Source organism: Paenibacillus doosanensis, assembly GCF_025060755.1.
Classification (GTDB): Bacteria; Bacillota; Bacilli; order Paenibacillales; family NBRC-103111; genus Paenibacillus_S; species Paenibacillus_S doosanensis.
In genome coordinates, this window is record NZ_JANYUY010000093.1 from 1 (window position 1) to 12,496 (window position 12,496).

Sequence of the window (12,496 nt, forward strand, 5' to 3'; positions counted from 1 at the left end):
CTAAATGATCTTCAGGGATCCAATCGCTCAAATACATCGGAAACAATTCACCTTGTTCCGTGGAGTAAGATTTAAATTTTGCCATAAACCACACACCCTTTTTTACCAGATAAACAGATTACAGTTAAGTTTCGCGACGAAACTATGCTTTTCCTGTTTCGTCGGACAGACTCCTAGAAGCCCGGTGAAAAAAGAGCGGAGCGGCCATTTGAATCTGGAAAAGCGCAAGCATTCGCCTTTTTAGCCGGATGTTATCCGCTTCAGAGGTTATAAAAGTAATGATTACGCTTATAAAACGTAAAAAATACTATTTACAAATAGGCTTGGTTGTTTTATGATGGACTATGTTATTTGTAAATTTTACGTTTATAAATAGGGCAAAGAGATTATATGCAGAGCATGGCTGCTTATTGGCGATGCGGCTGTTGCAAGGAGGAGGTGAGCGCATGGAACTGATCCGGATGAAGGAGGTTGTCTTCGGATATACCGAGTATCCTTGCCTGGACAACGTGAATTTATCGGTGATGCAGGGGGAATTCGCCGCAATCATCGGCCCGAACGGCGCCGCCAAGACGACGCTGCTCAAGCTGATGCTCGGGCTGCTTAAGCCGTGGACGGGCGAGATTGAACGCCCCGGACTCCCAGCCGAGGGGCGGGACATGACGATAGGATACGTGCCCCAGCAGATCGCTTCCTTCAACAGCGGCTTTCCGAGCAAAGTGCTGGAGTTCGTTCAATCGGGCCGTTATGCGCGGCGGCGCTGGTTCGCCAGGCTGGGGGCGCAGGATCATGCCGCGGTCGAGGCGGCGCTAAAGCAGGTGGGGATGTGGCATTTGCGCCATAACAGGATCGGCGAGCTGTCGGGAGGACAGAAGCAGCGCATTTGCATCGCCCGCGCGCTTGCTCAGGAGCCGGACCTGCTTGTGCTTGACGAGCCCGCGACCGGGATGGATAAGGAGAGCCGATTAGGCTTTTATGAGCTGATGGAGCATCAGGTGAAACGACACGGGCGATCGGTCGTTATGGTGACGCACGGCTTGGAGGAGGCGCTGCCGCGCATCGACAGGGTCATCGAGCTGAAGCGAAAGGAGGGAGGAGATTGGAAATGCTGCACTACGAGTTCATGCAGCGGGCATTTTTGGCCGGAGGGATCGTCTCCCTGCTAGCTTCCGTGCTGGGCGTCTATCTGATGCTGCGCAGACAGGCGCTGATGGCCGATACGCTGTCCCATGTGTCGCTCGCCGGAGTGGCGCTCGGATCGCTGCTGCGCCTAAACCCGGTCGTCACCGCTTTCCTGGTCGCCATCGTCGGAGCGTGCGCGGTGGAGTACGTGCGCAGGTCGTTCCGGTCCTTCAGCGAAATTTCAATTGCGATCATTATGATCGGCGGGCTGGCTTCTTCGGTCGTCATCATGAATATGAGCCAGGGGCTCAGCAAAAGCATGAACGCCTATCTATTCGGCTCGATCGTCGCCGTCAGCGGCGGCGAACTGTGGCTGATGCTGGCGGTGGCCGTTATCGGCGGGCTGTATTTCTGCCTGCTGCGCCGCCCTTTGTATGTGCTTGCGTTCGACGAGGAGACGGCCGAGACGAGCGGGCTGAAGGTGAAGCTGCTGTCGCTTTCCTTCAGCATTATGACGGGAATGGCCGTTGCCGTAGCGATGCCGATCGTCGGGGTGCTGCTCGTCTCGTCGCTGGTCGTGCTGCCCGCCGCGCTCGCTATTCGCATTGCCCGCAGCTTCGCCGGAGCGATCTGGATTGCCATGGCGGCGGGGCTGACCGGAGTGTATACGGGCTTGACCGCCTCGTATAAGCTGAACACGCCGCCGGGCGGGACGATCGCTTTGACGCTGCTCGCTTTTCTGATCGGCGGATTGCTCGTCAAGCGCGGCTGGCTCTACATAGGGAAGCTTCGCAATCGAAACGTACCGCTGCAGGAAGAGAAGATCGGTTCCGCGTCTTCCGGAGAGCTGACGCATGCTCCTTCCCGCGGCATGCAGTAAGAAGCGGATTTTCACTACACTTTTAGATATAAATGGAGGAACGAGATGAAATCATTAGTAAAGCAATCATTGGGATTATTGTTGGCCTCTAGTTTGGTGCTTGCGGCAGGATGCAGCAGCGCGGAGCCGAAGACGGCTCCGGCGGCGGCCGGCGGACAAACCGCCCCGCAATCGGCCGCAGACACTTCGTCTAAGCCGGCGGCTGCGACGAAGCTGAAGATCGTGACGAGCTTCTATCCGCTGTACGAGTTCTCGCGCCAGGTGGCCGGAGATAAAGCGGATGTCGTGAATTTGATCCCCGGAGGCGTGGAGCCGCACGATTGGGAGCCGACCGCTCAAGACATGAAGCAAATTCAAGACGCCGGCATCTTCGTATACAACGGCGCCGGCATGGAGAGCTGGGCGGATAAGGCGCTCGACAGCTTGAAGAAAGAGCAGACCGCCGTTGTCGAAGCGAGCAAAGGGATCGAGCTGATGGAAGGCGTGGAAGAGGAAGACGAGGACGACCACGATCACGGCAAGGAGCATGCTTCCGCCGAGGGGCCTGTGCTTGATCCCCATATTTGGCTCGACCCGGTTTTGGCGCAAAAAGAAGTGCAGGCAATCCAGGATGCGCTGGAGAAGGCCGATCCGGCCAATAAAGAGACGTACAAGAAAAACGCAGATGCTTACATCGCCAAGCTGCAGCAATTGGACAAAGCCTTCAAGGACGGACTCTCCGGCGCCAAGCATAAGGAATTCGTCACCCAGCACGCCGCCTTCGGCTATTTGGCCAAGCGCTATGGCTTGACGCAGGTGCCGATTGCCGGTCTGTCCCCCGAACAGGAGCCGTCGCCGGGCAAGCTGGGCGAGATCGTCCAATTCGCTAAGGAGAAGCAGGTGAAGACGATTTTCTTCGAAACGCTGGTCGCTCCGAAGGTCGCTGAGACCGTTGCCAAGGAGCTAGGCGCCAAAACCGCGGTGCTCAATCCGATCGAAGGACTGACGGACGACGACAAAGCGAAAAATCTCGACTATATCGGCATTATGCAGAACAACCTCGCCGCATTGCAATCGGCGCTGAACGAATAATGACAGGCCCGTTTCCTCTCCGGCGATCCGGACGGGGAGGCGGGCTTTTTTTGTTGTTTAGGAAGTGATGCGCAGCAATATCCTGTGGATATCCGGGGGCTCCCCGCAAAGTACCTGAATCAGCTTCGAAGCCAAAGCCCCAATTGGTGGGGTTATTTTGCCGTTTAACCGGAAAATGGCTTGCACCCGCCTCCTGCGATTGGCGCAGCTTCCCCTATGAGCGTTGTGAAAAGCGGCCTGAGAGCGGGGAGGGAGTTGGAAATGTTCAGATTTTGTACAGTTTCTGTTAGTATACTTATAAGCTGTGCAGCGAGCGGAGCCAGAGAATAGCATTGGATAGCAGGAAAGAGGTTGCAAGTCAAAATGGCGGACAACATTAACGTTTACGAGAGCACGCAAGTGCTGGAAGCGGGTGCGGTGCTTGCCGCGTTAGAGCGTTCCTTGGCCATGATCGAGTTCGACAGGCACGGAAACGTGCTGTGGGCTAATGAATCTTTTGCCCGGACGATGGGGTATTGCGCGGAGGAGCTGCCCGGCGCGCATCACCGGCAGTTTTGCACGAAATCATTTGCGAACAGTCCGGAGTACGGAGCATTATGGGACCGGCTGCGGAGAGGGGAAAAATTTCAGGAAAAAGTGGAGCGAATCGCCAAGGACGGACATATCGTTTGGCTGGAAGCGACGTATATGCCCGTACAGGATAAGTCGGGCGCTATATCGGCCGTATTGAAGGTCGCTACCGACATTACCGTGCGGGAAGAGACGGGTGCGCGCGTGACGGGCGAGCTGCAGGAGATGGCTGCGGAGCTGTACCGGCGGGCGGAGGCGGGACTCGGCCGCAGCAGGCAGCTGTCATCGGCGGTCGAAGAGACGGTCGGCGGCTATGAACGGCAATTGCACGATTTGCGCGACCTGGAGCAGCAGGCTCAAGCCGTCCGCAGCATCGTCAAGACGATTCAGGATTTCGCTTCACAGACGAATTTGCTGGCGTTGAACGCAGCGATCGAGGCTGCGCATGCCGCAGAATACGGGCGCGGCTTCGGCGTTGTTGCAAGCGAAGTGAAGAAGCTGGCGCTGAAAGTGCAGGAAGCGGCAGGGGAAATCCAAACGGATCTAGAGGGCATTTCCGATCAAGTCGCGCGCGTCAGCGGAGGCATCAGAGATTCGCGGCAGGCGATTATCAAGAGCCTTGAGCAAAACAAGCTGGCCGCCGAAGCGTTCGTCGAGATCGGCGAAGCTGCGGGACAACTGGACGAGCGGGCTAACGATTTGCGCGGAATGATGTCGCAAGGAAACGTATGAGAAAACACAGTTCCCGCTCGCATAGCGCGTTGGTCCAAGCCTGCCGGCTTGCGGTCATCATGCTGCGGCTTGAGGTCTGCGGAACGGCCGGCGGACGACGAATTCCTCAATATATGATATAATCTATCATGTATTACACTATCTACCACCGGGAGAGTTCCGTTATGATCATCCAGTTCATTCGTTACAGGTAAAAAGGGTGCAGATCATGGAATCCATTCATTTTTTTGGAAAATGATTGGGTTTATTTGACTGCGCCTTTTTTCATTCACCTATTACGAATGAACGGGGTGCTTTTTTGATGTCCAAAAAAGAAAATAAACGGACGGTTCATGCGGGCGTTATAGCACAAAATGAAGCGATTTTCAGATGCCCGTTATGCTCATCTCCGATGCGAATGGTCGGTCTGCAAAGCCTTATTTGCAGCCAGCGCCATTGTTTCGATCTATCGCGGCAGGGCTATATTAACTTATTGCCGCGGCCGCTGGAGACCAAATACGATAAGCGGATGTTCGAGGCGAGAAGGATGCTGTGCGGAGAAGGTCTCTTCGAGCCGCTGCACGCCGCCGTAAGCGATACGATCTTGAAGCGGCTCGGCAGCGGCAACGCGCAGGCGAGAATATTGGATGCAGGGTGCGGGGAAGGCTCGCATTTGTCAGGCATCCGGGACAACATCGTGCGAAATGCCGGCCGGCCGCCGCTCACCGTAGGGCTCGACATTTCGAGGGACGGGATCGGAGCGGCCACGGCCTATGCGAACGCGATTTGGTGCGTTGGAGACATCGCGGCCTGCCCGTTTGCCGGCGGACAGTTCGGATTCATTCTGAACATGTTGTCGCCGGCCAACTATGCTGAGTTTCGAAGACTTATGACCGCTGACGGCATGGTGATCAAGGTCATTCCCGAACGGGATTATTTGAAGGAATTGCGGGGTGCTTTGTACGGAGGCTTGCCGATGCGGACTTTTGCGAATGATCGGACGTTGCAGCTGTTTCGGGAAAACTTTAGGCAAACGGATGCGAAGCGGGTGCGGTATCGGTTTCCGCTGGACAAGCAGCTGCTGGAGCCGCTGCTGCGCATGACGCCGCTCTCATGGAGGGTGACGGAGGAGCGTCTGCAGCAAGTTCTGGCTATGAGCCTGCCTGAGATTACGATTGATTTAATGATCTTAACCGGAGAGAAATAGACGAGGGCGATTGCCTGCCGGATTTTCGGGTAAAAATAATTAAGAACGGGGGTCATGCGGGCTGCATGACCCCCGTTCCCGTATGGGCAACGGCTCAAGCTCAAGCTCAAACTCAAGTCCAAGCTCAAGCTGCGCCCCTACCGGAAGGAGGCGCCCGAAGCTTCGGCTCCCGGAACGAGCAGCTCCAGGCCGTTCATGTACGGCCTCAGAGCCGGAGGAATCCGGATCGAGCCGTCTTCCTGCTGGTGGGTTTCCAGCAGCGGGATGAGAATGCGCGGCGAAGCCACCGCCGTATTGTTCAGCGTATAGCAGAAACGCAGCCGACCCTGCGCGTCGCGGTACCGGATATTGGAGCGCCGCGCCTGGAAGTCGAGCAGATTGGACGACGAATGAGTTTCGCCGTAGCTTTGCCGGCTCGGCATCCATGTTTCGATATCGTACTGTTTGTAGGTTTTTTGCGACATATCCCCGGTACAGACGGCCATCACCCGATAGGGCAGCTCAAGCAGCCGCAGCAGCTCCTCCGCATTGCGGGTGATCGCCTGGAGCAGCGACTCCGCAAGATCGGGGTCTGCTTCGCAGAGCACGACCTGCTCCACCTTGGCGAATTGATGCACGCGGTATAGACCGTGGACGTCGCGCCCTGCCGAGCCGACCTCGCTGCGGAAACACTGCGATGCGGCGGCCAGCAGACGGGGGGCCGACAGATCGACGATTTCGTTGCTGTAATAGGAGATCAGCGCCGCTTCCGATGTGCCGGCCAGCCACGTTTCGCCGCCGTCGATGCGGTACACCTGATCTTGACCGAGCGGGAAAAAGCCGGTGCTCGTGAGCGCTTCGGTCCGCACCATCAGCGGCACTTCCAGCGGCGTGAAGCCTTTGTGCAGCAGCAAATCAAGCGCAAGCTGCTGAACGGCGCGGTGCAGCAGAACGCCTGCGCCCTTCAGGTAGTAGCTGCGGCTGCCGCCCGTTTTCACGCCGCGCGGAATATCGATCATATCGTGCAGCTCGCCGAGCGCTACATGATCTCTGGGGGCAAAGGCAAAGACCGGCTGCGCGCCTGTGCCCCGAACCTCGACGTTATCTTCGTCCGACAACCCTTCGGGCGTGTCCGGCGATACGATATTCGGAACGAGCAGCAGCAGCTGATTGTAGGCCAGCTCCGCTTCGGCCAGCTCCGTCTCCAGTCCGGAGAGCTGCAGGCCGAGCTCTCTTACCTCCGCTTTGCCCGCCTCGGCTTCGACCGCGCGTCCTTCCCGGATCAGCCCGCTAATCGCTTGCGACCGCTGATTGCGCGCTTGACGCAGCGGCTCGATCCGCTGCAGCAGTTCCCGCCTTCGTTCGTCCCATTCCAGCAGTTTGGCAACCGACAAGCGAATCTTTTTCCGGTCGGCGACCGTCTGCACCAGCCCTGCGTGTTCTCTCACCCATTTGATGTCCAACATGGTTCCCTCGCTCCTTTTTGTGTGAAAATGCAAAAAGCGCCCTCATCCGTATGGGACGAGGAGCGCTTCACACTCGCGGTGCCACCCAACTTGACCGAACCGCTTCAGGCGATTCGATCCTCTTTGGTTCCGCGGTAACGGGCGGTGCCGGTAAGCTTAGGGGGGATGCTCCGGGTGTTGGAGCCCGGGTTCCCCTTGACGAAAACGCCTCCGAGTTGGATTCTCTTCATAGGCATAATGGCCGTGATGAAATTGTTTTATCAGTATACCGTATTCCGGACCCTTTATTCAAGTGCGGGCCGGGCGAAGAACCGCATGTGGAGTCGTTTGGCGAAGGAAAATGTGGAAAAGTTTGGATGAGTAGGCTTTCGATAGGATACCGGATGTAAACGCCGGCATATAATGCAAGCAATAATAAAACAAGGTTCCGGCTGCCGCGCCGATTTGTCGCCGCACAAGACAAACGGGGCGGAAGAGCGTATGATGGAGGAGGGGCGGAGGAAATAAAAGTGAAATAGGCAAAAGCATATTTCAAAGGTTTTACATATACTAACAGCATGTGAATAAGTTGCTGCGGGAGGTTACCATGGGAAACTATCATTTTATCGGAATTAAGGGCAGCGGGATGAGCGCTCTGGCGCAGCTGCTGCACGATCTTGGACACCGTGTTCAGGGCGAGGATACCGAGGATTATATATTTACCCAGGCTGCTTTGGAGTCGCGCCGGATTCCGATTTATACGTTTGGCCATGCTCCGCTGTCTTCAGAGATGACCGTTATTGCCTCCAACGCATTCCAGGACGACCACGCCGCGCTGGTGCATTGCAGGCTGGCCGGGCTTACGGTGCGGCGTTATCATCATTTTCTCGGCGACTGGATGCGCGGCTTTACGAGCATTGCGGTTACCGGATCGCACGGCAAGACGACGACGACCGGAATGATGGCGCATGCCTTAGGCTCGGTGAAGGCCTCGTGCAGCCTTGTCGGAGACGGAACGGGAACCGGACATCCCGATGCCGGCCTGTTTATTTTCGAGAGCTGCGAGTATAAAAGGCATTTTCTCGCTTATCGTCCTGAAATTGCGGTTATTACGAATATCGATTTCGATCATCCCGATTATTTCGCAGACATTCACGATGTGAGGAGCGCTTTCGAAGAGATGGCTTCCCTGGTCCGGGGGAATTTGGTCGCCTGCGGCGACGACGAGCAGGTGCGTCTCCTGCGGACGGACAAGAAAACGCTGTTGTACGGGTTCGAGCCGCATAACGAGCTGAGAGCGGCCGATGTGGCCGTAGCCGGAGGCGGCGTCTCTTTCTCCGTCCAGTGGCGCAGCGCGCAGCTGGGGCGTTTCTTCATCCCGGCGTTCGGCCGGCATAATGTGCTTAACGCGCTGTCGGTCATCGGCACGGGGCTGCTGCTCGATCTGGACATGGAGCAAATCAGAGCGCATATGAGCTCGTTCTCCGGAGTGAAGCGGCGCTTCACGGAGAAACGGTGGAGAGGCAACGTGCTGATCGACGATTATGCGCATCATCCTTCGGAAATTAAGGCTACGCTGGAAGCGGTGCGCAGCAAATATCCGGAGAAGCGGGTGGTCGGCGTGTTTCAGCCGCATACGTTCAGCCGCGTAGAGAAGCTGATGGACGATTTCGCCGTGTCGCTGCGGGAGGCCGACGACGTGTTCTTATGCCCGATCTTCGGCTCGGCGCGGGAAGCGTTCGGCAAAGTATCGATCGAGCAGCTGCGCGAGCAAATTCCGAATGCCCAGCTCATCTCCGAAAGCACGGTCGCCGATCTGACCGGCTACGATAACAGCGTTCTCGTATTTATGGGAGCGGGCGATATTCAAAAGTACCAACAACTGCTGGAACGCCTGTAAGACAAGCGGAGGTTGGCGTTATATATAGACGGCCTTAAGGCTAAACCAAAGGGCGGCTCCCATCCGGATCGGAATACGACCGGAGGAAGCCGCCCTTGGCTTGCGGATGACAGCTAACCGCTCGTTAGCCTTGCAAAATCTCCTCGATGGCTTGCAGCACATCTGCGGACAGCGTGATCCCGCTGGCGGCGCAGTTCTCGACGACCTGCTCCGGACGGCTTGCGCCGACGAGAGCGCTGGCGACATTATTCTGACGGAGAATCCAGGCGATCGCGAGCTGGGATACTTTGATGCCGAGCTCGTCCGCGATTTTGGAAATGCTCTCGACTTTAGTCAGATTGGACTCGCTGAGCTGTTTCTCGCCCCAGTTTTTGCTGGCCGCCCGGCTGTCCGCAGGAATCGGCTGACCCAGACGGTATTTGCCTGTAAGCAGACCTTGAGCGAGCGGAGAGAAGACGACCTGTCCGTAACCTTTTTCCAGGCCGATAGGAATAATTTCCTTCTCGATGTAACGGTTGAACATATTGTAAACCGGCTGGTTGACGATAATCTTGTCGAGCAAATATTTGTCGGCAAGCGCGTACGCCTCCACGATTTGAGCCGGAGTCCATTCGCTCACGCCGATGTAGAGCGCCTTGCCCCGAGTGACGAGATCGTCGAGGGCGCGCAGCGTCTCTTCGAGCGGCGTCTCCTTATCGTAGCGGTGGCAGTAATAAATATCGATGTAATCGGTTCCGAGACGCTTCAAGCTGGCATCGCATTGCTCCATGATGTGCTTGCGCGACAAGCCGCGGTCGTTGGGGCCTTCGCCCATTTTGTTGAACACCTTCGTGGCCAGCACGTAGGATTCGCGCGGATATTGGGACAACGCCTTGCCCATGACTTTCTCCGCTTCGCCGCGCTCATACATATTGGCGGTATCGAAGAAATTGACTCCAAGATCGTAAGCTTGCTCGATCGAACGAACGGCATGATCGTCCGCCACATAGCCTCCGTATGTCAACCAGCTTCCCAGGCTGATCTCACTTACTTTCAGTCCGCTGTTTCCCAGTTTGCGATATTGCATCTCGCATGCCTCCCTGATTTGGTATAATGGTTGCTGTAGTCCATTATAGAAACAATCGCTTGTTTTGGTAAGAGCTGAAAAAGAGTTCATTAACTTACCTGAAGGTACGGCACTTACGAAAAAGTAACTGGCCAGGAGCCAAGCGGCGGAAGGTCCGGGAGATGCAAAAGAGGCCCCTAAGCCAAGCCTAGGGAGCCCCTCTCGATATGTTATTGCAGCCTGTAATCGTCGATTTTCTCTCCGTCTTCCCATACTTCCACGAACAGGGCGTCGCACCCGTCAAAATCGGCGGGAGTGAGCGCCAGCGCTTTTTCTTCGTCGGTGCTTACAAAGACGTTGTCCATCTGTTCGCCCTGCAGCGAGATAACTACGAATATTTTCATATAAACCTCCGTCTCCTGCCGCGGCAGCTTTCGTCTTGGTCAATGATTCAATCCATTTTCTCATGAAAAGCTTGGGGCTTCGTTATTCGGACGGGCCGCGCCCTCAAACGGCTAAAGCCCGCTCCCTCGGGCCAGCTCGGCGATCCGCGCGTTGGCTTCGCCCTGATACAAGCCGCCGTGATAGCAGATGACGGTGTGGATGTCGTACGCCGCCAGCTTGGCCAGCGATTGCAGCGCCTGCTCCATGTTCAGCGTCTCCTGCGGCGCGGGGCCTTGCAGCGAGCCGTCCGTGACCTTCAGCGCGTCGCCTGCGATAAGCGTTCGGCTGGCTTCGTGGTACAGACTTATATGCCCCGGCGTATGGCCCGGAGTCGCGATGACCCGGATACCCCCGCCGTAAGGCAGCAGTTCTCCGTCCGCTATCGTTCGGTCCACCTGGGCTTTCGGCGGATTCTCCAGCAGCGCCTTTAAGCTTCGGCGCCATTCCAGCGGCACTTCCTCAGGCAGAGCGTCGATCTGCGCGAGCGCTTCGGGAGTTACTTTGAGCAATCTTCTTTCTCCCTGAATGTACGGCTTCTCCAGTTCATGCGCCAGCACTTGCGGCTTCGAGGGGGCAGCGCTTGTGAGATCGGGCAAATTCCCGATATGATCGATATCCTGATGGGTGATAATAATGTGCTGCAGCTGCTCCAAACTCGTTCCCGCTTGGCGGATCGCCTCCCGGAGCGAATGAATTTGGCGCGGGAAACCGGTATCGACAAGCACGGCGGTTTCGCGGTCCCGGATCAGTACCGGGTGCACGGTATCCTTTTGTCCCAACACGACGGCGGAAATGTCCAGTATCTGGATCTCTCGAGCTGTTTGCATGGTATCCCTCCAACTTTGAATGCTTAGTAAGGCTATTTCATCATACAAAGTTAGAATTTATTAGTCAATTAAAAATTTTATTATAACACATAATTTATAAAATGTCAAGAAAAATATTTTTATCGCATGAAGGAAGCCGCACGTTAAAGCTCTAAAGCGTCCGTGGAAGAGCGTTTCTGGCTTGTCCGACATGTGGTATGATAAGAACATTCACATGGGCTTTAGCCGCTAAAAACGAGAGGGGAAACAGAGAATGAGTACGGAGATTGAACGCAAGTTTTTGATTACCGCTTTTCCTAAGGAGCAGTTGGAGTCGGAAGAGGTCCGGTTCGTCGGGAAAAGGCATATTTACCAGACGTATCTGGCCTACTCGGAAGATCAGGAGATTCGCGTGCGGAAGCTGGTCGATCACGAGGAACGGGCCTCCTATACTCATACGTTCAAATCGGGTCACGGCCTGGTCCGTCAAGAGGTGGAATATGAAATATCGGAGGAAGTGTACCGGCAGCTTCTGATGAATACGAAGTTTGTTCCTTTGGAGAAAATACGTACGAAGGTCGAGCGGCAAGGATTGTGTTATGAAATCGATGAATACAAGCAGATTGATCTGATGGTGGTGGAGGTCGAATTTGAGGACGAACAAGCGGCACAAGCGTTCGTACCGCCGCATTGGTTTGGAAGAGAACTGGGACAAGAGGAAGAGTTTCGGAATAAGTCTTTGTGGATAAGTTTGCAGTCACAAAATGTTCGTCTATAAAAGGATGTCAAGGGGTTGATAAACTCCCCTATCTGTATAATAATTAATAGTCTACTAAAACGAAATGAAACAGGGAGATTAAGATTCAAAATGCCGACATCGACTTCAGAAGAACAAAAACCGGAACAATCAACCCCGGAGACAGAACTGCAGCAGGTAGAGATTTTCAAATGCAAGGATGCCATTTGTAAAGCATGGATTCGCAAAGAATTTGTAACGGAAGCGTCACCGAGCTGTCCTTTATGCAAAGGCCCGATGGTGCGAAGCTATAAACATGTGCCCGTCGTCAAGAAAAAGGGGAACAAAAAGTTTATCGTAGGCAAACGCCGCCTCTAAGGCGCGCCCCTCGTGAACCGATCGACTTCAGACAGGCTCTATCAGGTTGCCGGCAATGATACCGGCAGCCTTTTTTTGTCTAAGAAAACCCCCAGTTCGACTGGGGGTTCAGGAAAGCTTATAGCTATGAGTAAAAATCCCTTGACCTTTATGATAAGATGATAGCCGGTCTGCCAACCGCAACATCAAATCAAGGAGGACA

12 protein-coding genes are annotated in these 12,496 nt (G+C 55.3%); 8 read left to right on the forward strand and 4 right to left on the reverse strand.

The window, feature by feature from the left end:
- Positions 1-446 precede the first annotated feature (446 nt).
- The 5 genes from N0M98_RS33120 to N0M98_RS33140 all read left to right on the forward strand — a co-directional run bounded on the left by N0M98_RS33120 (position 447) and on the right by N0M98_RS33140 (position 5,561).
- Positions 447-1,166, forward strand: coding sequence for a metal ABC transporter ATP-binding protein (locus N0M98_RS33120; RefSeq protein ID WP_259620446.1), 720 nt, complete (start codon positions 447-449; stop codon positions 1,164-1,166).
- On the forward strand, positions 1,100-2,002 hold the full coding sequence (locus N0M98_RS33125) for a metal ABC transporter permease (RefSeq protein WP_259620447.1): 903 nt from the start codon (positions 1,100-1,102) through the stop codon (positions 2,000-2,002). Before N0M98_RS33120 ends, N0M98_RS33125 begins: the two co-directional genes overlap by 67 nt.
- 45 nt (positions 2,003-2,047) lie before the next feature.
- Entirely contained in the window at positions 2,048-3,073 is a 1,026-nt protein-coding gene (locus N0M98_RS33130; RefSeq protein WP_249861910.1) for a metal ABC transporter substrate-binding protein, read from the forward strand.
- Between the two features lie 351 nt (positions 3,074-3,424).
- Complete coding sequence (locus N0M98_RS33135) at positions 3,425-4,375, forward strand: methyl-accepting chemotaxis protein (RefSeq protein ID WP_259620448.1); 951 nt, start codon at positions 3,425-3,427, stop codon at positions 4,373-4,375.
- A gap of 301 nt (positions 4,376-4,676) precedes the next feature.
- On the forward strand, positions 4,677-5,561 hold the full coding sequence (locus N0M98_RS33140; protein WP_259620449.1) for a putative RNA methyltransferase: 885 nt from the start codon (positions 4,677-4,679) through the stop codon (positions 5,559-5,561).
- Between the two features lie 137 nt (positions 5,562-5,698).
- Here the strand turns inward: N0M98_RS33140 and serS are convergent, their stop codons facing one another.
- A complete protein-coding gene (gene serS / locus N0M98_RS33145; protein WP_259620450.1) occupies positions 5,699-7,006 on the reverse strand; it encodes a serine--tRNA ligase in 1,308 nt (435 codons plus the stop codon).
- A gap of 586 nt (positions 7,007-7,592) precedes the next feature.
- On the opposite strand from serS, the gene murC reads away from it, so the two are divergent.
- Positions 7,593-8,885 (forward strand): UDP-N-acetylmuramate--L-alanine ligase, encoded by a 1,293-nt coding sequence (gene murC, locus N0M98_RS33150; protein WP_259620451.1) that lies wholly within the window; start codon positions 7,593-7,595, stop codon positions 8,883-8,885.
- A gap of 124 nt (positions 8,886-9,009) precedes the next feature.
- Here the strand turns inward: murC and N0M98_RS33155 are convergent, their stop codons facing one another.
- The 3 genes from N0M98_RS33155 to N0M98_RS33165 form a co-directional block, all read right to left on the reverse strand.
- Complete coding sequence (locus N0M98_RS33155) at positions 9,010-9,951, reverse strand: aldo/keto reductase family protein (RefSeq protein WP_259620452.1); 942 nt, start codon at positions 9,949-9,951, stop codon at positions 9,010-9,012.
- Positions 9,952-10,160: 209 nt separating this feature from the next.
- Positions 10,161-10,334 carry a hypothetical protein gene (locus tag N0M98_RS33160; protein ID WP_249861929.1) on the reverse strand — a complete coding sequence of 58 codons (174 nt, stop codon included), beginning with the start codon at positions 10,332-10,334 and terminating at the stop codon, positions 10,161-10,163.
- Positions 10,335-10,445: 111 nt separating this feature from the next.
- Positions 10,446-11,201 carry an MBL fold metallo-hydrolase gene (locus N0M98_RS33165; protein ID WP_249861930.1) on the reverse strand — a complete coding sequence of 252 codons (756 nt, stop codon included), beginning with the start codon at positions 11,199-11,201 and terminating at the stop codon, positions 10,446-10,448.
- 253 nt (positions 11,202-11,454) lie between these two features.
- On the opposite strand from N0M98_RS33165, the gene N0M98_RS33170 reads away from it, so the two are divergent.
- Both N0M98_RS33170 and N0M98_RS33175 read left to right on the forward strand, forming a co-directional pair.
- A complete protein-coding gene (locus tag N0M98_RS33170; RefSeq protein WP_259620453.1) occupies positions 11,455-11,958 on the forward strand; it encodes a CYTH domain-containing protein in 504 nt (167 codons plus the stop codon).
- Between the two features lie 90 nt (positions 11,959-12,048).
- Positions 12,049-12,294, forward strand: coding sequence for a cold-inducible protein YdjO-related protein (locus N0M98_RS33175; protein WP_249861932.1), 246 nt, complete (start codon positions 12,049-12,051; stop codon positions 12,292-12,294).
- The last annotated feature ends 202 nt before the right edge of the window (positions 12,295-12,496 follow it).

Coding starts and splice junctions, on each gene's coding strand:
- N0M98_RS33120 (WP_259620446.1), top strand. CDS start 447: ATGGAACTGATCCGGATGAAGGAGGTTGTCTTCGGATATACCGAGTAT.
- N0M98_RS33130 (WP_249861910.1), top strand. CDS start 2,048: ATGAAATCATTAGTAAAGCAATCATTGGGATTATTGTTGGCCTCTAGT.
- N0M98_RS33140 (WP_259620449.1), top strand. CDS start 4,677: ATGTCCAAAAAAGAAAATAAACGGACGGTTCATGCGGGCGTTATAGCA.
- serS (WP_259620450.1), bottom strand. CDS start 7,006: ATGTTGGACATCAAATGGGTGAGAGAACACGCAGGGCTGGTGCAGACG.
- murC (WP_259620451.1), top strand. CDS start 7,593: ATGGGAAACTATCATTTTATCGGAATTAAGGGCAGCGGGATGAGCGCT.
- N0M98_RS33155 (WP_259620452.1), bottom strand. CDS start 9,951: ATGCAATATCGCAAACTGGGAAACAGCGGACTGAAAGTAAGTGAGATC.
- N0M98_RS33160 (WP_249861929.1), bottom strand. CDS start 10,334: ATGAAAATATTCGTAGTTATCTCGCTGCAGGGCGAACAGATGGACAAC.
- N0M98_RS33165 (WP_249861930.1), bottom strand. CDS start 11,201: ATGCAAACAGCTCGAGAGATCCAGATACTGGACATTTCCGCCGTCGTG.
- N0M98_RS33170 (WP_259620453.1), top strand. CDS start 11,455: ATGAGTACGGAGATTGAACGCAAGTTTTTGATTACCGCTTTTCCTAAG.
- N0M98_RS33175 (WP_249861932.1), top strand. CDS start 12,049: ATGCCGACATCGACTTCAGAAGAACAAAAACCGGAACAATCAACCCCG.